At 53.0% G+C, this 17,139-nt stretch carries 20 protein-coding genes; 7 read left to right on the top strand and 13 right to left on the bottom strand.

Annotation, left to right across the window (positions count from 1 at the left end; all coding sequences use genetic code 11):
• Positions 1–142 precede the first annotated feature (142 nt).
• Positions 143–313 carry a DUF5325 family protein gene (locus JCR24_RS13030; protein ID WP_014195347.1) on the top strand — a complete coding sequence of 57 codons (171 nt, stop codon included), beginning with the start codon at positions 143–145 and terminating at the stop codon, positions 311–313.
• Between the two features lie 50 nt (positions 314–363).
• On the opposite strand, the gene JCR24_RS13025 is transcribed toward JCR24_RS13030, so the two are convergent.
• The 3 genes from JCR24_RS13025 to JCR24_RS13015 form a co-directional block, all read right to left on the bottom strand.
• Entirely contained in the window at positions 364–1,158 is a 795-nt protein-coding gene (locus JCR24_RS13025; RefSeq protein WP_013523314.1) for an inositol monophosphatase family protein, read from the bottom strand.
• Between the two features lie 105 nt (positions 1,159–1,263).
• On the bottom strand, positions 1,264–1,479 hold the full coding sequence (locus tag JCR24_RS13020; protein WP_013145893.1) for a hypothetical protein: 216 nt from the start codon (positions 1,477–1,479) through the stop codon (positions 1,264–1,266).
• Between the two features lie 232 nt (positions 1,480–1,711).
• Positions 1,712–2,671 carry an NAD(P)H-dependent flavin oxidoreductase gene (locus JCR24_RS13015; protein ID WP_015374337.1) on the bottom strand — a complete coding sequence of 320 codons (960 nt, stop codon included), beginning with the start codon at positions 2,669–2,671 and terminating at the stop codon, positions 1,712–1,714.
• 157 nt (positions 2,672–2,828) lie between these two features.
• Here JCR24_RS13015 and JCR24_RS13010 point away from each other — a divergent pair, with 157 nt between their 5' ends.
• Positions 2,829–4,301 carry an aminotransferase class I/II-fold pyridoxal phosphate-dependent enzyme gene (locus JCR24_RS13010; RefSeq protein ID WP_011230565.1) on the top strand — a complete coding sequence of 491 codons (1,473 nt, stop codon included), beginning with the start codon at positions 2,829–2,831 and terminating at the stop codon, positions 4,299–4,301.
• 114 nt (positions 4,302–4,415) lie between these two features.
• Here JCR24_RS13010 and JCR24_RS13005 read toward each other — a convergent pair whose 3' ends face one another.
• Positions 4,416–4,541, bottom strand: a complete 126-nt coding sequence (locus JCR24_RS13005; RefSeq protein ID WP_011230564.1) for a GapA-binding peptide SR1P — start codon at positions 4,539–4,541, stop codon at positions 4,416–4,418.
• Between the two features lie 197 nt (positions 4,542–4,738).
• On the opposite strand from JCR24_RS13005, the gene JCR24_RS13000 reads away from it, so the two are divergent.
• Positions 4,739–5,119 carry a DUF1885 family protein gene (locus JCR24_RS13000; RefSeq protein ID WP_013145895.1) on the top strand — a complete coding sequence of 127 codons (381 nt, stop codon included), beginning with the start codon at positions 4,739–4,741 and terminating at the stop codon, positions 5,117–5,119.
• A gap of 25 nt (positions 5,120–5,144) precedes the next feature.
• On the opposite strand, the gene JCR24_RS12995 is transcribed toward JCR24_RS13000, so the two are convergent.
• From JCR24_RS12995 to pdhA, 5 genes are all read right to left on the bottom strand, one after another.
• Entirely contained in the window at positions 5,145–5,387 is a 243-nt protein-coding gene (locus JCR24_RS12995; RefSeq protein ID WP_011230562.1) for a hypothetical protein, read from the bottom strand.
• A 262-nt stretch (positions 5,388–5,649) separates the two neighbouring features.
• Entirely contained in the window at positions 5,650–7,062 is a 1,413-nt protein-coding gene (gene lpdA / locus JCR24_RS12990) for a dihydrolipoyl dehydrogenase (protein ID WP_060788367.1), read from the bottom strand.
• A 4-nt stretch (positions 7,063–7,066) separates the two neighbouring features.
• The gene (locus JCR24_RS12985) at positions 7,067–8,371 is read right to left on the bottom strand and encodes a dihydrolipoamide acetyltransferase family protein (RefSeq protein WP_013145897.1); all 1,305 of its coding nucleotides are present in this window, start codon (positions 8,369–8,371) and stop codon (positions 7,067–7,069) included.
• 72 nt (positions 8,372–8,443) lie between these two features.
• Positions 8,444–9,421 carry a pyruvate dehydrogenase complex E1 component subunit beta gene (pdhB, locus tag JCR24_RS12980; protein ID WP_011230559.1) on the bottom strand — a complete coding sequence of 326 codons (978 nt, stop codon included), beginning with the start codon at positions 9,419–9,421 and terminating at the stop codon, positions 8,444–8,446.
• A gap of 3 nt (positions 9,422–9,424) precedes the next feature.
• On the bottom strand, positions 9,425–10,534 hold the full coding sequence (gene pdhA, locus JCR24_RS12975; protein WP_238980761.1) for a pyruvate dehydrogenase (acetyl-transferring) E1 component subunit alpha: 1,110 nt from the start codon (positions 10,532–10,534) through the stop codon (positions 9,425–9,427).
• Positions 10,535–11,061: 527 nt separating this feature from the next.
• On the opposite strand from pdhA, the gene def reads away from it, so the two are divergent.
• Positions 11,062–11,616, top strand: coding sequence for a peptide deformylase (def, locus tag JCR24_RS12970; RefSeq protein WP_011230557.1), 555 nt, complete (start codon positions 11,062–11,064; stop codon positions 11,614–11,616).
• Between the two features lie 52 nt (positions 11,617–11,668).
• On the opposite strand, the gene JCR24_RS12965 is transcribed toward def, so the two are convergent.
• The gene (locus JCR24_RS12965) at positions 11,669–12,451 is read right to left on the bottom strand and encodes a Cof-type HAD-IIB family hydrolase (protein ID WP_020278630.1); all 783 of its coding nucleotides are present in this window, start codon (positions 12,449–12,451) and stop codon (positions 11,669–11,671) included.
• A gap of 176 nt (positions 12,452–12,627) precedes the next feature.
• Here JCR24_RS12965 and JCR24_RS17500 point away from each other — a divergent pair, with 176 nt between their 5' ends.
• The 3 genes from JCR24_RS17500 (at position 12,628) to rnjA (ending at position 14,788) form a co-directional block, all read left to right on the top strand.
• Complete coding sequence (locus JCR24_RS17500; protein ID WP_014195339.1) at positions 12,628–12,762, top strand: hypothetical protein; 135 nt, start codon at positions 12,628–12,630, stop codon at positions 12,760–12,762.
• A 146-nt stretch (positions 12,763–12,908) separates the two neighbouring features.
• On the top strand, positions 12,909–13,124 hold the full coding sequence (locus JCR24_RS12960; protein WP_011230554.1) for a DNA-dependent RNA polymerase subunit epsilon: 216 nt from the start codon (positions 12,909–12,911) through the stop codon (positions 13,122–13,124).
• Positions 13,121–14,788, top strand: coding sequence for a ribonuclease J1 (gene rnjA, locus JCR24_RS12955; RefSeq protein WP_011230553.1), 1,668 nt, complete (start codon positions 13,121–13,123; stop codon positions 14,786–14,788). The genes JCR24_RS12960 and rnjA overlap by 4 nt, the downstream gene beginning before the upstream one ends.
• A gap of 71 nt (positions 14,789–14,859) precedes the next feature.
• Here rnjA and JCR24_RS12950 read toward each other — a convergent pair whose 3' ends face one another.
• The 3 genes from JCR24_RS12950 to JCR24_RS12940 form a co-directional block, all read right to left on the bottom strand.
• Positions 14,860–15,522 (bottom strand): potassium channel family protein, encoded by a 663-nt coding sequence (locus JCR24_RS12950; RefSeq protein ID WP_011230552.1) that lies wholly within the window; start codon positions 15,520–15,522, stop codon positions 14,860–14,862.
• A 168-nt stretch (positions 15,523–15,690) separates the two neighbouring features.
• Positions 15,691–15,933 carry a YkuS family protein gene (locus JCR24_RS12945; protein ID WP_011230551.1) on the bottom strand — a complete coding sequence of 81 codons (243 nt, stop codon included), beginning with the start codon at positions 15,931–15,933 and terminating at the stop codon, positions 15,691–15,693.
• A 55-nt stretch (positions 15,934–15,988) separates the two neighbouring features.
• Entirely contained in the window at positions 15,989–17,122 is a 1,134-nt protein-coding gene (locus JCR24_RS12940; RefSeq protein ID WP_011230550.1) for an N-acetyldiaminopimelate deacetylase, read from the bottom strand.
• Positions 17,123–17,139: the final 17 nt, after the last annotated feature.

Raw genomic sequence — 17,139 nt, 5'->3', positions numbered from 1 at the left:
AGTAGCAGCTATTGGAGTGCCTTTATTGAACGGTTTTCTCCACGCCTTTATTCTATCATATACAAAAGAAAGGGGGAACGCGCATTCCTCTCCCACTTACTCCCTTTGGTCGTTGAAGTGGGAGTCTCCTGCGCGAAATAGGATGAAACGGATCGAGCCTGTACCGCTGTTGCTCGCCATTCTTGCCGTCGCCGCCATCATGGCGATCGGCGTCTTCATCGCCGAGCAAAGTTTGATCGGCATCGCCGCTTCCACGGTCATCTTGATCGCCGCCATGGGCGCCGGGTTCGCCCATAAAAAACGGACGCGTTGAAAAACGGGACAAGCTGGATGCTTGTCCCGTTTTCGCGATTTCGCGCCTCATCAATCGTGAAGATAGCGCCGCAAAATTTCTTCGTGCACCCCAGGTTTCGCAGCAAGCACCGAATTGCGGCCAAGCAGATCCAGCGGCTTCCCGTCAAGGGTCGTCACCATTCCGCCCGCTTCTTCAATCAAAATCATCCCGCCGGCGAAATCCCACGGCGACAGGCGCGGCGAAATGTAGGCGTCCAAACGGCCGGCGGCAACATACGCGAGCTCAAGCGCCGCTGAACCATACGAGCGCGTGCCGCGCGCCTCTTTCGCCAGCCTCATGAGCGGGCGATGGTCGAGGCGCTTGTTTTCCATGAGCCATGTCCCGTTGATGGCGATGATCGACTCCGCCACTGGCGCGGGCTGCAGGAGGCCGAGCGGCTCCCCGTTCAAAAACACCCCCCGCCCTTTTTGCGCCGCATACAGTTCGTCAAACACGACGTCATACACGTAGCCGAGCTGCCCGATGCCATCTTCAAAAATGCCGATCGATACAGCAAAATGGCGCCGCTGATGAACGAAATTCATCGTGCCGTCGATCGGGTCAATCACCCAAACAACGCCGTCCAAGGCATCGATCCGGTCGCCAAATCCTTCTTCCCCCAACAGGCGGTGGCTAGGGAACTGGCGACGGATGTGCTCGGCGAAAAACTGCTCAATGGCGCGGTCAACATTCGTCACTAAGTCGTTCGGGTTCTCTTTCGCTTCCACCGTCAGCTGTTTGGCAAACGAGGCGCGGATGCGCTTTCCTGCTTCGTCGATCCATTGCCGGGCGTATCGGTCGATTTCTTCCCATTTTTCTGCCATATTGATTCCTCCTGCCTTCGGTTATGTATAGATCGCAACCGGAACGGGGGCGGATGCGGCTCAAGAAAAAAACGAACCGGAAAGATGGTTCGCCTTGAATCAGAATCATACTTGAAGGCGCATCAGTTCTTGGCGCAGCTTTTCAAGCCGCCGTTTGCACTCTTTTTTCTTTTCTTCATCGTTTTCCATCATGGCCTCGTACAGCGTCGCTAATTCGTAATCGAGTTCGAGCCGCAACACCGCCATGCGTTTGTCTCCATCTGGTCGCTTCAGCGAATTGGCGGTTTTTTTCATATTCGTCCGCACCCCTTTCTCGATCATCCGCTAAACTTCCGGCGCCCGTCACGAATGTGCTGCTTCATTTTGTTTTATATTATATTATGTGGAAAAAGGGGTGTATGCAACTAATTTGTGCGTTTACCTACCGCGCTTCCGTTGTGGCTCGAATGATACCACAGCGATAATCCCAGGGGAACTATGACCATCAATGATTTCTTGTGTTGACCAGTCGTAGGAAAATGGATAGGAATAACCCATTGTTCCACCTCCACCGTTAGTTTGCCCAACGGCGCCGAATTTGTTCCGCCTCTTCCATCATGCGGGCAAACAACTCAGCGACGGACGGAACGTCGTGAATGAGCCCGATCGCCTGCCCGGCCCAAGCGAATCCTTCGTCCACCTTTCCTTCGTAAATGAAGCGCCGGTTCGCTTCTCCGCTAATATATTCTTTTAAATCATCATACGTACCGCCTTGGCGCTCGATTTCCAATATTTTTTCCGCCCAGGCGTTGGCCAGCACCCGCCCTGGCGCCCCGAGCGACCGTTTAATGATGACCGTATCGTTTTCGGTGGCGTTGAGAATCATTTCTTTATATGCGGGATGAGCATGAACACATTCTTTCGTGGCGATAAACCGCGTTCCCATCTCAATCCCTTCCGCTCCAAGCGCCAATGCCGCCATCAACCCGCGTCCATCGGCGATGCCGCCCGAGGCGATGACCGGAATCGATACGGAGTCAACGACTTTCGGAATAAGGACGAACGTGCCAGTATCGTATTTGCCGAGATGCCCGCCCCCTTCCTGACCGACGACCATCACCGCATCAGCACCGAGCTCCTCTGCTTTCACTGCCTGGCGGACGGCGGCAACGAGCACGAGCTTTTTCACGTTCGTTCCTTTCAATTGTTCAAAAAACGGCGCCGGATTGCCGCCGGTGACCGAAACGACCGGCACCCCCTCATCAAGCGCTGCTTCAAGCATATGAGCAAACGGGCGGCCGTGCTGGCCAATGGCGAAATTGACGCCGAACGGCCGATCGGTTTTTTCCTTCACCTTGCGGATTTCCTCGCGCAGTTGCTCCGGTCCATCGAGCGACATCGCCGTAATTTGTCCGAGCCCACCGGCGTTCGAGACCGCTGCGGCCAAATCAGCGTACGCCAAGTAAGCGAGCCCCCCTTGAATGATCGGATATGTAATGCCGAGCAGCTCTGTCACCCTCGTTCTCCATTTCATTTCGATAACGCCCCCTTTTTGCTTTGTCTTTCTTTTATTTCTCTCTTGAACCGCTGTTTTCCTTTTTCAGCGTCCATTCATTTCTTCTTTGCAAACGGAAAAATCCATGCTATAATGCACTTGTTTTATCCTCGAGATAAAGAGGTGTGAAAAACCATTGTCGCAACTCGAGACACCATTGTTTACCGGTTTGTTGGAGCATATGAAAAAAAATCCGGTTCAATTTCACATTCCCGGCCATAAAAAAGGGGCCGGCATGGATCCGGAGTTTCGCGCTTTCATCGGAGACAACGCCTTGGCGATTGATTTAATCAACATCAGCCCGCTCGATGACTTGCACCATCCAAAAGGGATGATCAAACGGGCGCAGGAGCTCGCTGCCGAAGCGTTCGGCGCCGATTATACGTTTTTTTCCGTGCAAGGAACGAGCGGCGCCATCATGACGATGGTCATGTCGGTCGCCGGGCCGGGCGATAAAATCATCGTGCCGCGCAACGTCCATAAATCGGTCATGTCGGCCATTGTCTTTTCTGGAGCGACGCCGATTTTCATTCATCCCGAAATCGACAAGGAGCTTGGCATTTCCCATGGCATTACGCCGCAAGCAGTGGAAAAAGCGCTCCGCCAGCACCCGGACGCCAAAGGGGTGCTCGTCATCAACCCGACGTACTTTGGCATTGCCGGCGATTTGAAAAAAATCGTCGATATCGCCCACTCGTACAACGTTCCGGTGCTTGTCGACGAAGCGCACGGCGTGCACATTCATTTTCATGAGGACTTGCCGCTCTCAGCGATGCAAGCGGGCGCCGATATGGCGGCGACAAGCGTCCATAAGCTCGGCGGATCGCTGACGCAAAGCTCGATTTTGAATGTGCGCGAAGGACTCGTCTCCGCGAAACACGTGCAGGCGATTTTAAGCATGCTGACGACGACTTCAACGTCGTACTTGTTGCTCGCTTCGCTTGATGTCGCCCGCAAACAGTTGGCGACGAAAGGGCGTGAACTCATCGACAAAGCCATTCGACTCGCCGACTGGACGCGTCGGCAAATCAACGAGATTCCATATTTGTACTGCGTCGGCGAAGAGATTTTAGGCACGGAAGCAACGTACGACTACGATCCGACAAAGCTCATCATTTCGGTTAAAGAGCTCGGGCTGACCGGCCATGACGTCGAACGGTGGCTGCGCGAAACGTACAACATTGAAGTCGAGCTTTCCGATTTATACAACATTTTGTGCATCATCACCCCGGGCGATACCGAACGGGAGGCGAGCCTGCTCGTTGAAGCGCTCCGCCGCTTGTCGAAGCAGTTCAGCCATCAGGCAGAGAAAGGGATCAAGCCGAAAGTGCTCCTTCCGGACATCCCGGCGCTCGCCTTGACGCCGCGCGATGCGTTTTACGCCGAAACGGAAGTCGTACCGTTTCACGAATCGGCCGGCCGAATCATCGCCGAATTTGTGATGGTGTATCCGCCTGGCATTCCAATTTTTATTCCAGGCGAAATCATCACGGAAGAAAACTTGAAGTATATTGAGACGAACTTGGCTGCCGGCCTCCCTGTCCAAGGGCCGGAAGACGACACGTTGCAGACGTTGCGTGTCATTAAGGAATATAAACCGATCCGCTGACCGCACAAGCCGGTTTGCCTGGCTTGTGCTTGTTTGCCAAAAATAAACGGCGCGCATGTGACTTGTCGACATGCGCGCCTCTATCCGTTCCTTTCCCCCATCGGTTTGACCGTTTTATTCTTTTTCTCCGCCCTCATTGTCATGCTCGCAGCAATCACATTTCCCATAAAGCGTCGTCACTTTTTCATCTTCGAAATATGCAATCGTCGCATCACACGTTTGACATACGATCGTGCCCATCCCCAAAACCCCTTTGTGATGATAAATTCGCTTGTTGATTTCATAATAATATATCACATTTCAATTGTCAATCCTAATTTGTATATCACATTTAATAAAAAAGAACTTTTTTGAAAACGCCCTTTTTCCATTTATTGTCCGCCAACATATGGTACAATAAGGATAAAGACGCAATGGAAATGGTGGGAGGGGAAGGAATGATGAACACCGATCTAAAGCTGCCTGCGGGGAAAACGATGACCATCGAGGACGTCAAACAGCTGCTCGAGCGCTACCAGATGGCGCTCAAAAAGACAGGGGAACAGCTTGGTTGGGCGTACGAACAGGCCGCCTTCCCGTATACGGTCCGCATACACGAATCCGTTCTCTACTTGCAAGGCGACGGCCGCTTGTACAAAGGGATGGCGATTTCCGTGCGAACAGCTGGAGAAGAGACATTCATTGACATCGCACTGCCGCCGGGGGCGACGCATGGGGATAAAGGGAAGGCCAATGAATTCAGCAAATGGCTGGCGAAAACGCTCGGCGGTGAACTGCACTTGTTCAGCGGCCGGACAATGGTGTTTGGCAGCGCGTAAACAGCGGGCATTCGACCGCTGTTTTTTATTGAACGGCCTGCCAAATGACATGCTGACCGGCAAAGTACACCGCCGCCGTCCCAATCGTCGTCAGCGCCGCCTTGCGCGTCGCCAAGCCGAGCTGGCGGGCCAGCAAAAACGCGATGTACATAAAGATGCACAGCATCAGCCCGCGGAAAAACAGGCGGTCTCTTCCTGACAGCCACTCGATCAATGAGAAACTGCTCCAAATCATCATCTGCATCAAAAATGCAACGTAAGCTTTCATTTCAACTCCATCTCCCGCTTGTTCTTTACCATAACGATATGAAGCGAGAGCGGAAAATAGTATGGGAAATTGGACAAGAAATGGACCAGGCCGCTCCTTTGGACAAAAGACTGTCGACCGGGCGCAGCAACAGGCGAACATACAGCTGTCGCCGCAGATTCATTTCTTTTCTGCCAATCATCTTGCTTCTGGATGATGTTCCCTGCTTATTGCACCGCAGGAAAAAGGTGCCCCGCTGTGTTTGGGGCACCTTCGTTTTCCGTTACTTCGCAATGATATGAATCGGCGTGCCAAGCGCCACTTCCGCCGCTTCCATGGCGATTTCGCCAAGCGTCGGGTGGGCATGAATCGTCAACGCGATATCTTCCGCCGTCATGCCGGCTTCAATGGCCAGCCCAAGCTCGGCGATCATATCCGAGGCGTTCGGGCCGATGATTTGCGCTCCAATCACAACGCCGTCTTCTTTGCGGACGACAAGCTTCAGGAAACCGTCCGTATCGTTGAGTGACAGAGCGCGGCCGTTGGCGGCAAACGGGAATTTCGCCGTAATGACGTCGATGCCTTCCTCTTTCGCCTGTTGTTCAAAGTAGCCGACCGAGGCGCATTCCGGATCGGAGAAGACCACAGCCGGAATGGCGATGTAATCCACTACCGACGGATGGCCGGCGATGGCTTCCGCCGCCACTTTCCCTTCATACGACGCTTTATGAGCAAGCGCCGGGCCTGGAACGATGTCGCCGATGGCGAAAATGTTCGGCACGCTTGTCCGGCATTGTTGGTCCACTTCAATCAAGCCGCGGTTGTTCATTTTGATGCCGATTTGTTCAAGACCAAGTTCATCTGTATTCGGTCGGCGGCCGACCGTCACCAACACATAGTCGGCGTCGATCGTTTTCGTTTCGCCGTTCGCCTCATACGTGACCGTCACGCCGTCTGCACGCTCTTCGGCTCCTTTTGCGAGCGCATTCGTCACAACTTCGACCCCTTTGTTCTTCAGACGGCGCTTAATGATGGACACCATTTGCTTTTCAAAGCCGGATAAAATCTCACCGGCCCCTTCAAGAATCGTCACTTTCGCACCAAAATTGGCGTAAGCCGTACCGAGTTCGATGCCGATGTAGCCGCCGCCGATGACAACGAGCGATTTCGGGATTTCCCCGAGGTTGAGCGCACCGGTCGAGTCGAGAATGCGGCCGGAAAACTTGAAGTTCGGCAGCTCGATCGGACGCGAACCGGTGGCCAGAATCGCGTTTTTAAACGTATACGTCTGCGCGCTATCGCCGTTGACCACGCGCACCGTATTGGCGTCGACGAAGTACGCTTCCCCCTTGACGATGTCGACTTTGTTGCCTTTGAGAAGTCCTTCGACGCCGCCCGTCAATTTTTTGACGATGCTCGCTTTCCATTCTTGCACTTTCGAGAAATCAACCGTGACGTTTTCCGCCTTGATGCCCATCTCTTCGGAATGCTTCGCCTGCTCGTAGCGATGGCTTGCCGAGATAAGCGCCTTGGACGGGATGCAACCGACGTTTAAGCAGACGCCGCCCAAATTTCCTTTTTCCACAATCGTCACTTTTTGGCCGAGCTGTGCGGCGCGGATGGCGGCGACATAGCCGCCAGGGCCGGCGCCAACGACGAGCGTTTCTGTTTCAATTGCAAAATCGCCAACTACCATCGTTTTACGCCTCCATTAATAATAATTCTGGATCGCTTAACAGCTGCTTGATATGGTTGAGCGCTTTTTGCGCCGTCGCTCCGTCGATCATCCGATGGTCAAAGCTCAACGAGAGCGCCAAGACCGGAGCAGCGACAATTTCACCGTCGCGGACGATCGGTTTTTCGGCAATGCGGCCGATGCCAAGAATCGCCACTTCCGGATGGTTGATGACCGGCGTAAACCATTGCCCACCGGCTGAGCCGATGTTCGTGATCGTGCACGATGCGCCTTTCATTTCGTTTGGCATCAGTTTGCCTTCGCGCGCTTTTTCAGCGAGTTCGTTGATTTCCTTCGCCAGCGCGAAAATCGGCTTCCGGTCGGCATGTTTAATGACCGGCACGAGCAACCCTCGATCCGTATCAGCGGCGATGCCGATGTTGTAGTAATGCTTATGAATAATTTCCTCCGTCGCATCGTCGATCGACGTATTCAGCACCGGATATTCACGCAGCGCGGAAACAAGCGCTTTGACGACATACGGCAAGAACGTCAGCTTGATGCCTTTTTCCGCGGCAATGGCCTTGAATTTTTTTCGGTGAGCAACAAGCTTCGTCACATCGGCTTCGTCCATCAGCGTCACGTGCGGGGCCGTATGTTTCGAATGCACCATGGCCTTGGCGATCGCCCGACGGATGCCGCTCATTTTCTCGCGCGTTTCCGGGAATTCGCCTTCCGGCACAACCGGTTTCGCCGCTGGCGCTTGCGGCGCTGCCTTCTCTTCCGCCGCTTGCGGCGTCGGCTCAGCCGCGGCTTTCGCGCCGCCGGCGAGGAAGGCGTCAATATCTTCTTTCAAAATGCGGCCGTTTTTCCCCGTGCCTTGGACGAGGCGGATATCGACGCCTTTTTCACGCGCATATTTGCGCACAGACGGCATCGCGATGACGCGGCGGTTCGGGTCGGCTTCCGCTTCGGCCGCCGGTGCGCTCGGAGCAGCGGTCTCAACCATTTCCTTTTTCGACACCGTTTCCGCTTTTTCCTCTTTTTTCACTTCTTCGTGTTCTTGTCCTTTAAACGTCATGTTTTCATAGCCCGGCGCATCGAGCGTAATGAGCGTTTGCCCGACCGTCGCCACCGTTCCTTCCGGGACGAGAATCTCAAGCACTTTCCCCTTGACAGGAGATGGGATCTCGACGACCGCTTTGTCGTTTTGCACTTCGCACAACACGTCGTCTTCGTTCACTTCATCGCCCGGCTTGACGAACCATTTGACGATCTCGCCTTCGTGAATGCCTTCGCCAATGTCCGGCAGCTTAAATTCAAATGCCACTGTAGGTCGACCTCCTATCGTTTGCCGAAAATGAGCGGGGGAAGGCGCTTCGCTCCCCCGGACTTGTCCACATTAGAAGTTGATCACTTTTTTCGCCGTCTCGATCACGTCTTTAAAGTTCGGCAGCCACACCGATTCTGCTTGAGCGAACGGATAGACGGTATCCGGCGCGGCGACGCGCAATACAGGCGCCTCAAGGCTTAAAATCGCGCGCTCGTTAATTTCAGCAACGACGTTGGCGGCGATGCCGGCTTGCCGTTGCGCTTCTTGAACGACGATGGCGCGGCCCGTTTTTTCGACCGAACCAATGATCGTCTCAATATCGAGCGGCTGCACGGTGCGCAAGTCGACGACTTCGGCAGAAATGCCTTCTTTCTCTAATTCTGCCGCCGCCTTTAACGATTCATGCACCATGGCCCCGTACGCGATAATCGTAATGTCTTTCCCTTCACGCTTAATGTCTGCTTTGCCGATCGGAATTGTGTACTCTCCTTCGGGCACCTCTTGTCGGAACGAACGGTACAGTTTCAAATGCTCAAGGAAAATAACCGGGTCGTTGTCGCGGATCGCCGAGATGAGCAATCCTTTCGCATCATACGGCGTCGACGGGATGACGACTTTCAAGCCCGGCTGTTGGGCGACGAGTCCTTCTAAGCTGTCTGAGTGCAATTCTGGCGTATGGACGCCGCCGCCAAACGGTGAACGAATCGTAATCGGAACATGGTAGCGGCCGCCAGTGCGGTAGCGGATGCGTGCCATTTGTCCGCAAATCGCATCCATCGCCTCATAGACGAACCCGAAAAACTGAATTTCCGGCACTGGGCGAAACCCTTGCAAGGCCAAGCCGATCGCCAAACCGCCGATCCCCGATTCGGCCAGCGGCGTATCAAACACACGTTCTTCGCCAAACTCAGCTTGCAGCCCTTCGGTCACCCGGAATACGCCGCCGTTGACCCCAACGTCTTCGCCAAACACCAGCACGTTCGGATCGTTTCTCATCTCGATGCGCAGCGCATCGGTGATCGCTTGAACCATTGTCATTTGCGCCATGGCTTACTTCGACTCCTTCTCTTTATAAATTTCATACTGCTCTTTTAAGTTCGCCGGCAGCTCTTCGAACATGATGCTGATTAAGTCGGTCACTTTTTGTTTCGGCGTTTCGTCCGCTTTTTTGATCGCTTCCTTGATGTCCTCTTTCGCCTGCTCGATGACGCGGTTTTCTTCCTCTTCGCTCCATAAACCTTTCGCTTCTAAAAACTTGCGGAAGCGGACAAGCGGGTCTTTTTTCGCCCATTCGTTTTCGAGTTCTTTCGAACGATAGCGCGTCGGATCGTCGCCGGACATCGTGTGCGGACCGTAGCGGAAGCAAAGCGTTTCGATGAGCGTCGGCCCTTCGCCGTTAATGGCGCGTTCGCGGGCTGCTTTCACCGCGGCGTAGACCGCAAGCGGATCCATGCCGTCGACTTGAATGCCCGGAATGCCGGCAGCGACCGCTTTTTGCGCCAATGTTTTGGCGATCGTTTGCTTCTCCACTGGCGTCGAGATGGCAAAGCGGTTGTTTTGCACAACAAAGATGGCCGGTGCCTTAAACGCCCCCGCGAAGTTGATCCCTTCATAAAAGTCGCCTTGCGATGTGCCCCCATCGCCGGTATATGTAATGGCCACCGCCTTTTTGCCCCGCATTTTCAAGCCGAGCGCCACGCCGGCCGCTTGAATGTATTGGGCGCCGATGATGATTTGCGGCGGCAAGACGTTGACGCCTTCAGGAATTTGGTTGCCATGAAAGTGGCCGCGCGAGAACAAAAACGCTTGATAAAGCGGAAGCCCGTGCCAAATGATTTGCGGAACGTCGCGATATCCCGGCAAAATGAAATCTTCTTTCTCAAGCGCAAAATGGCTGGCGATTTGGCTCGCTTCTTGCCCGGCGGTCGGCGCGTAAAACCCGAGTCGGCCTTGGCGGTTCAACGAAATGGAGCGCTGGTCGAGGATGCGCGTATACACCATGCGGCGCATCAGCTCTTTCAGCTGCTCATCGCTTAACTCCGGCATCGCCTCTTCGTTGACGATTTCGCCGTCTTCATTCAAAATTTGAAACGTCGGGAACTGCTCGGCTACTTTCTCGAGCTGCTCCGCAAATCGAAACTGGGAGGTTTTCACACCCATGTTATTCACCTCTGCCTTTCATTAGAAATTTTAGAAATGAGAATACATTCGCCCATATACTATTAATGTACCCAAAATGAAAGAGAAATAAAAAACGGCCGCCATCCGGCGCCAACACAAGCAACAAAGGCGCCGAAATCTGTTTCACTATTTTTCAAGACTGAATTAGTACAATATGCATTTGCAAGTTTTAGTTTACACGTTCTTGGATCAACCGTCAACGACTTTGATTTCTCATGTTTTTTCGCTTTATTTTTTGGGTGAAATTGGAATTGGCAATATTCCGCCCACAAACTGTTATATTACATTCCTCACCATCTGTATGAGTTCTGTATTATATTTTCACAAAATATAAAACACACAGTGGCTTGACAAGATAATGAAAACGTTTTCTCGAATTTGTCTTATTGTTTTCCTTATACTCGAATAATATATTCGTGCGGTTGCGTTTTTATTTACGATCGATGCTCATTTTGTTAGACTAAACGATAGACAGCGATGCCAAACGTAGGGAGTGAACGAAGCGAATGATCACGATGAAGGACATCATCAAAGAGGGGCACCCGACATTGCGGAAAATCGCCGAACCCGTTCCGTTGCCGCCTTCAGAGGAAGATAAGCGCATTTTGCAAAGCTTGCTTGACTACGTGAAAATGAGCCAAGACCCGGAGCTGGCAGCGAAATACGGCCTGCGGCCCGGCATTGGCCTTGCCGCCCCGCAAATCAACGTCTCAAAGCGGATGATCGCCGTCCATGTCACCGATGAAAACGGGACGCTGTACAGCTACGCCTTGTTCAATCCGAAAATCGTCAGCCATTCCGTCCAGCAATGTTACTTGACGACCGGGGAAGGCTGCCTGTCGGTCGACCGCGACGTGCCAGGGTATGTGCCGCGCTATGCCCGCATCACGGTCACTGGGACGACGATCGACGGCGAAGAAGTCACACTGCGCTTGAAAGGGCTGCCGGCCATCGTCTTCCAACATGAAATCGATCATTTAAACGGCATTATGTTCTATGACCGCATCAACCCCGATGACCCGTTTCAAGTGCCGGACGGGGCGATTCCAATCGGGCGCTAAAAAGCCCGCTGTCAATGGCGAGCGGCCTCGCCGAAAAGGCCAAGGCCGCTTTTTATCGGATGAGCTGCAGCTGTTTCAATCCGTACCAAATGCCTTCCTTATCGACCGGTTTCGTAACGAAGTCGGCGACCCTTTTCACTTCCTCATGGGCGTTGCCCATCGCCACCCCGGTTCCGACGAACGAGAGCATTTCAATGTCATTCAATCCGTCGCCGAACGCGTACACATCCTTCTTATCGATCCCGAGCTTTTCGATCATCATGCGGATGCCTTCCGCCTTCGAGCCCCCTGCCGGCAGCACATCCGTCGAGACGTCATGCCAACGGACGAAGCGAAATTCGGGATAGTTGCGCACATACGGTTCTTCTTCCTCGGCGCGGCAAAACAGAAGCGCTTGATAAATGTCTTTGTTCTCATAATAAAGAGGGTCGACAGGCGGGTGGGCGAATTTTAGACTCGCCATGCTGACGTGGATGTGCGGATGGTCGCCGATGCTCGCTCTCATTTTCTCCGCATCCATAAAGACGAGCGGATGGCCGTTTTTGTGGGCTTCCTCTGTCAGCGCCCTGACTTTCTCGCGCCGGAGCGGCTGCTTGTATAACACGTTCCCTTCAAAAACGACGTACTGACCGTTGAAGCTGACGAACGAATCGATGCCAAGCTGTTTGCGCACATGCTCAAACATAAACGGAGCGCGTCCGGTGGCGATGGCGACATAAACGCCCGACTGCTTCAGGCGGCGAACCGCTTCGATCGTTGACAGCGGCAGCTGCTTTTGCTCATCAAGAAGCGTGCCGTCGATGTCGAAAAAGACGATTTTTCTGCCCACGTTCACTTCCCCTTGTTAAAAAATTGTTCATTGTCTACCGTACTGAAAAACGCCCGGAATGTCAACCAAGAGGCACGATCTGTTCCATTTTTACCCATGAAAAACAAACCTCCGCCTACATATCATATATAATAGAACATTTACTTTCGCCGCAAAATGAGTACAATAAAAGGTAAGGAGTGATGAAACATGTTGAAAAAGCTGAAAAAAAAGCTGCTTCAACAGTGGAAAGACCTGCTCCGGAAAAAATTGATCGCCTGACCGTTACAACAACAGCCCTTCCATTCGAAGGGCTTCTTTCCCACTTTGGCGAATAAAGCGGGCAACATTCGTCAAAGATGATGCATATCGTCGGCACATCTCACGCCTGTTTTTTGCTTTTGGCAACAAAATACATGAAAAGAAAGTTACATTCTTATATAATAGATAGAGCAACCATTGTACGATAAGGAGAGATTTCACGATGATTTTCAAAGTGTTTTACCAAGAAAACGCAGACGAGGCGCCCGTGAGAGAAAAAACGAAAACACTCTACATCGAAGCAGAATCAGAGCGGGATGTACGCCGAAAACTCGAAGGCCGTCCGATCAATATTGAGTATATTCAGCCGTTAGAGGGAGCGCATCTAGAATACGAAAAGAAAAGCCCGAACTTTCAAGTATTGGAGATTTCATCATGAAGCTGTTGACAGATCAGCAAGTTGGCGTTTTTGCCCTCGGCGGACTGGGTGAAATTGGAAAAAATACATACGGCGTACAATTCCAAGACGAAATCATTGTCATTGACGCAGGCATTAAGTTTCCGGAAGATGAGCTGCTCGGGATCGACTATGTCATTCCAGACTACTCCTATTTAGTGAAGCACGCGGACAAAGTGAAAGGACTGTTCATCACCCACGGGCACGAAGACCATATCGGCGGCATTCCGTATTTGCTCCGGCAGGTGAACATCCCGATTTACGGCGGCAAATTAGCGCTTGGGCTGATTCGCAATAAGCTTGAGGAACATGGATTGTTGCGCCAAGCGAAACTCATTGAGATTCGCGAAGACGATGTCATCCGCTTTCAAAAAACGGCCGTCACCTTTTTCCGGACGACACACAGCATTCCGGACAGCTACGGTATTGTTGTGAAAACGCCAGTCGGGCAAATCGTTCACACTGGGGATTTTAAATTCGACTTTACGCCGGTCGGCGAGCCGGCCAATTTGACAAAAATGGCCGAAATTGGGAAAGAAGGAGTTCTTTGCCTGCTGTCGGACAGCACGAACAGCGAGATCCCGCATTTTACGATGTCGGAGCGGCGCGTCGGTGAAAGCATTCACGACATTTTCCGCAAGGTGGAAGGACGCATCATTTTCGCCACATTTGCATCAAACATCCACCGTCTCCAACAGGTGACGGAAGCAGCCGTCGCCAACAACCGAAAAATCGCTGTCTTCGGTCGAAGCATGGAAGCGGCGATTGAGATCGGACAAGACCTCGGCTATATCAAATGTCCGAAAGGCACGTTCGTCGACGCGAACGAAATCAACCGCCTGCCGGCCAACCGGGTGACGATTTTATGCACCGGCAGCCAAGGGGAGCCGATGGCCGCCTTGTCGCGCATCGCCAACGGCACGCACCGGCAAATTCAAATCATCCCAGGCGACACGGTCGTCTTTTCCTCATCGCCGATTCCGGGCAACACGGTGAGCGTCAACCGGACAATCAACATGCTGTACCGCGCCGGCGCAGAAGTCATCCATGGCCCGCTCAACGACATCCATACGTCCGGCCACGGTGGGCAGGAAGAACAAAAATTGATGATCCGGCTGATGAAGCCGAAATATTTCATGCCGATCCACGGCGAATACCGCATGCAAAAAATGCACGCCAAGCTCGCCATCGACTGCGGCGTGCCGGAGGAAAACTGCTTTATTATGGACAACGGCGAAGTGCTTGGCATCAGCGACAAAGAAGCGCGCATCGTCGGCAAGATCCCGTCCGGCTCCGTCTACATCGACGGCAGCGGTGTCGGCGACATCGGCAACATCGTCTTGCGCGACCGCCGCATTTTGTCTGAGGAAGGGCTCGTGATTGTCGTCGTCAGCATCAACATGAAAGAGTTCAAAATCGCCGCCGGCCCGGACATTATTTCTCGCGGCTTCGTCTATATGCGTGAGTCAGGTGACTTAATCAGCGAAGCGCAAGTGTTGATCTCCAAGCATCTCGAAAAAGTGCTGGAACGGAAAACGAACCAATGGTCGGAGATCAAAAACGAAATTACGGAAACGCTCGCTCCGTTCTTGTACGAGCGGACGAAACGGCGGCCAATGATTTTGCCGATCATCATGGAAATCTAAAGAAAAAAGGGCGTCCTTGTAAAAGGATGCCCTTTTTCCGTCATCATCATGCACAGGCCGCCTGCCAGCCGTCAACCGACCACTTTTTCCTCAAACCGGTCAATGTCGCTGTCAGCGCCGATGACGACCAACACGTCGCCTTTGCGGATGATTTCCGAGGCGAGCGGGGAGACGATGACGCTTGTTCCACGCTTGATGGCGACGATGTTGATGCCATAGCGGGCGCGGATGTCAAGCTCCAAAAGCGAATGGCCGTCAAGCCGCTCGCTTGCCACGATTTCGACAATGCTGTATTTGTCCGACAGCTCCAGATAATCTAGGACGTTGTTGGAAATCAAGTTGTGGGCGATCCGCTCGCCCATGTCCCGTTCTGGATGCACGATTTGGTCAGCGCCGATTTTTTTCAGCACTTTCTCATGGTAATCGTTCGTTGCCTTGACCGTAATATGGTTGACGCCGAGCTCTTTTAAAATCAGGGTCGTCAAAATGCTCGCCTGGATGTTGTCGCCGATCGCGACAATGACATGGTCGAAGTTGCGGATGCCTAAACTTTTCAGCACGTTTTCATCGGTCGTGTCGCCGACGACGGCGTGCGAAGCGATCGACGCAAATTCGTTTACCCGGTCTTCATCAATATCGATGGCCAATACTTCCATCCCTTGTTCGCTCAGCGTCCGGCAGATGCTGCCGCCAAAGCGCCCGAGGCCGATGACGGCAAACTGTTTCTTTTTCATTGACACTCCTCCATCGTTGATCAAGCATTGTTTCTCCCCTTATTTTAGCAAAAAAGAAAAAGGAACGAAAACGTTCTTCGTTCCTTTTCCACCATTCCTTTACGCTATGCGATTTTGCCATTTCGCCCAAAAGCGGGCTGCCAGCGCACACAGCCCGAACGTTCGTCATCAGCGAAGTTTTTCTTCGACTTTTTGGCAAATCTCTTCTGCGGTGAGCCCGCTCGCTTCAATGACCGGACCGGACGTCACGATGTTGTGAATGCCGGCGATATTGGCGTCCAGGCCGGTAATGACGCAGCAGTCGCAGCCTCTTGCGTCTTGCTCCCCTCGGAGCGGCACAACGTCATATCCTCGCTCTTTCAACGCTTCCTGTACGTCCGTCAACGATGGCTCAACACCAATTTTCGCCATCACAATCCACCTCCTCACACTCATTAATGTGTGTTGCTAGAGGCGGAACTATACTTCATTCTGCGTTTCCTTTCCATGAAAAATAGTCGATTAAAAACGCGATGGCGCGGTCGATCGCTTCCTCGTTCGGAGCCAGTTTTGCATGGTGCAGCCCATATGGTGAGGCGACGCCAAGCCAAAACATAAAACCCGGGATGTCCGCCAGCATATAGCCGAAATCTTCGCCAGTCATCGCTTCTTTGCAACGGATCACATTCACGCCGCCGTGCGCCTTGGCAAACTTCATAAATTCCGCTGTCAGATCCGGATCATTATACACTTCATGGTACATGGCACCGTAATCGATGGATGCTTCACATTCGTACGCGACTTCAATGCCATGCACGATCGCTTCAATCCGCCGCTTCACCTTCTGCATCGCTGCAGTCGACAGCGTCCGAATCGTTCCTTCGAGCCGGGCGTGCTCCGCAATGACGTTCTGCACCGTCCCGCCGGCAATTTTTCCGATCGTAATGACCGCGCTGTCGAGCGGATCGACGTTGCGGGCGACGATCGACTGCAGCTGCGTCACCAATGCGCAGGCGGCGACGACCATGTCATTCGCTAAATGCGGAAACGCCGCGTGGCCACCTTTCCCCTTCAGATCGATAAACAGCTCCGACGTATTGGCAAACAGCAACCCTTCTTTCGTTGCAATCGTGCCGACGGGATATTCCGGCGCAATATGCAAGGCGACGATGATATCCGGCTTCCATTCCCGCATGATGTCGCTTTCTAACATCGGCTTTGCTCCGCCCGGTCCTTCCTCGGCCGGCTGGAATACAAACAGCAAATCGTCTTTCAGTGGATGATGAGCAAAATGGGTGAGCACACCAAGAGCGATGCTCATATGCACATCGTGGCCGCACGCGTGCATGCGCCCTTCATGTTTCGACCGATACGGCAAGCCGGTCTCCTCGCGAATCGGCAGCCCGTCCATATCGGCGCGGTAGCCGATCGTTTTGCGCGGCGATGTTCCGTTGACTTTGACGAAAATCCCCGTTTTCCACGTCCGGACTTGAAGCCGCTCTTGCGGCAGGGACTGGATATAGCGAAGCAAATATTGCTGCGTCTTAAACTCCTGAAACCCAAGCTCCGGAATTTGATGCAAGTCGCGGCGAATGGCGACAAATGGGCTGATCGCAGACATCGTCTCTCCTCCATGGG

It is taken from the genome of Geobacillus sp. YHL, from assembly GCF_022341265.1.
GTDB classification, from domain to species: domain Bacteria; phylum Bacillota; class Bacilli; order Bacillales; family Anoxybacillaceae; genus Geobacillus; species Geobacillus thermoleovorans.
This window is presented reverse-complemented; position numbering and strand designations above follow the sequence as displayed.

What these genes read in the sequence shown, in the direction of transcription:
- def (WP_011230557.1), top strand. Translation starts at nt 11,062, where the DNA reads ATGATCACGATGAAGGACATCATCAAAGAGGGGCACCCGACATTGCGG.
- JCR24_RS13030 (WP_014195347.1), top strand. Translation starts at nt 143, where the DNA reads ATGAAACGGATCGAGCCTGTACCGCTGTTGCTCGCCATTCTTGCCGTC.
- JCR24_RS12995 (WP_011230562.1), bottom strand. Translation starts at nt 5,387, where the DNA reads ATGAAAGCTTACGTTGCATTTTTGATGCAGATGATGATTTGGAGCAGT.
- JCR24_RS13005 (WP_011230564.1), bottom strand. Translation starts at nt 4,541, where the DNA reads ATGGGCACGATCGTATGTCAAACGTGTGATGCGACGATTGCATATTTC.
- JCR24_RS13015 (WP_015374337.1), bottom strand. Translation starts at nt 2,671, where the DNA reads ATGAAATGGAGAACGAGGGTGACAGAGCTGCTCGGCATTACATATCCG.
- JCR24_RS12945 (WP_011230551.1), bottom strand. Translation starts at nt 15,933, where the DNA reads ATGGCGAAAATTGGTGTTGAGCCATCGTTGACGGACGTACAGGAAGCG.
- JCR24_RS13000 (WP_013145895.1), top strand. Translation starts at nt 4,739, where the DNA reads ATGATGAACACCGATCTAAAGCTGCCTGCGGGGAAAACGATGACCATC.
- JCR24_RS12940 (WP_011230550.1), bottom strand. Translation starts at nt 17,122, where the DNA reads ATGTCTGCGATCAGCCCATTTGTCGCCATTCGCCGCGACTTGCATCAA.
- pdhB (WP_011230559.1), bottom strand. Translation starts at nt 9,421, where the DNA reads ATGGCGCAAATGACAATGGTTCAAGCGATCACCGATGCGCTGCGCATC.
- JCR24_RS13020 (WP_013145893.1), bottom strand. Translation starts at nt 1,479, where the DNA reads ATGATCGAGAAAGGGGTGCGGACGAATATGAAAAAAACCGCCAATTCG.
- JCR24_RS17500 (WP_014195339.1), top strand. Translation starts at nt 12,628, where the DNA reads ATGAAACATGTTGAAAAAGCTGAAAAAAAAGCTGCTTCAACAGTGGAA.
- pdhA (WP_238980761.1), bottom strand. Translation starts at nt 10,534, where the DNA reads ATGGGTGTGAAAACCTCCCAGTTTCGATTTGCGGAGCAGCTCGAGAAA.
- JCR24_RS12960 (WP_011230554.1), top strand. Translation starts at nt 12,909, where the DNA reads ATGATTTTCAAAGTGTTTTACCAAGAAAACGCAGACGAGGCGCCCGTG.
- JCR24_RS12950 (WP_011230552.1), bottom strand. Translation starts at nt 15,522, where the DNA reads ATGAAAAAGAAACAGTTTGCCGTCATCGGCCTCGGGCGCTTTGGCGGC.
- rnjA (WP_011230553.1), top strand. Translation starts at nt 13,121, where the DNA reads ATGAAGCTGTTGACAGATCAGCAAGTTGGCGTTTTTGCCCTCGGCGGA.
- lpdA (WP_060788367.1), bottom strand. Translation starts at nt 7,062, where the DNA reads ATGGTAGTTGGCGATTTTGCAATTGAAACAGAAACGCTCGTCGTTGGC.
- JCR24_RS13025 (WP_013523314.1), bottom strand. Translation starts at nt 1,158, where the DNA reads ATGGCAGAAAAATGGGAAGAAATCGACCGATACGCCCGGCAATGGATC.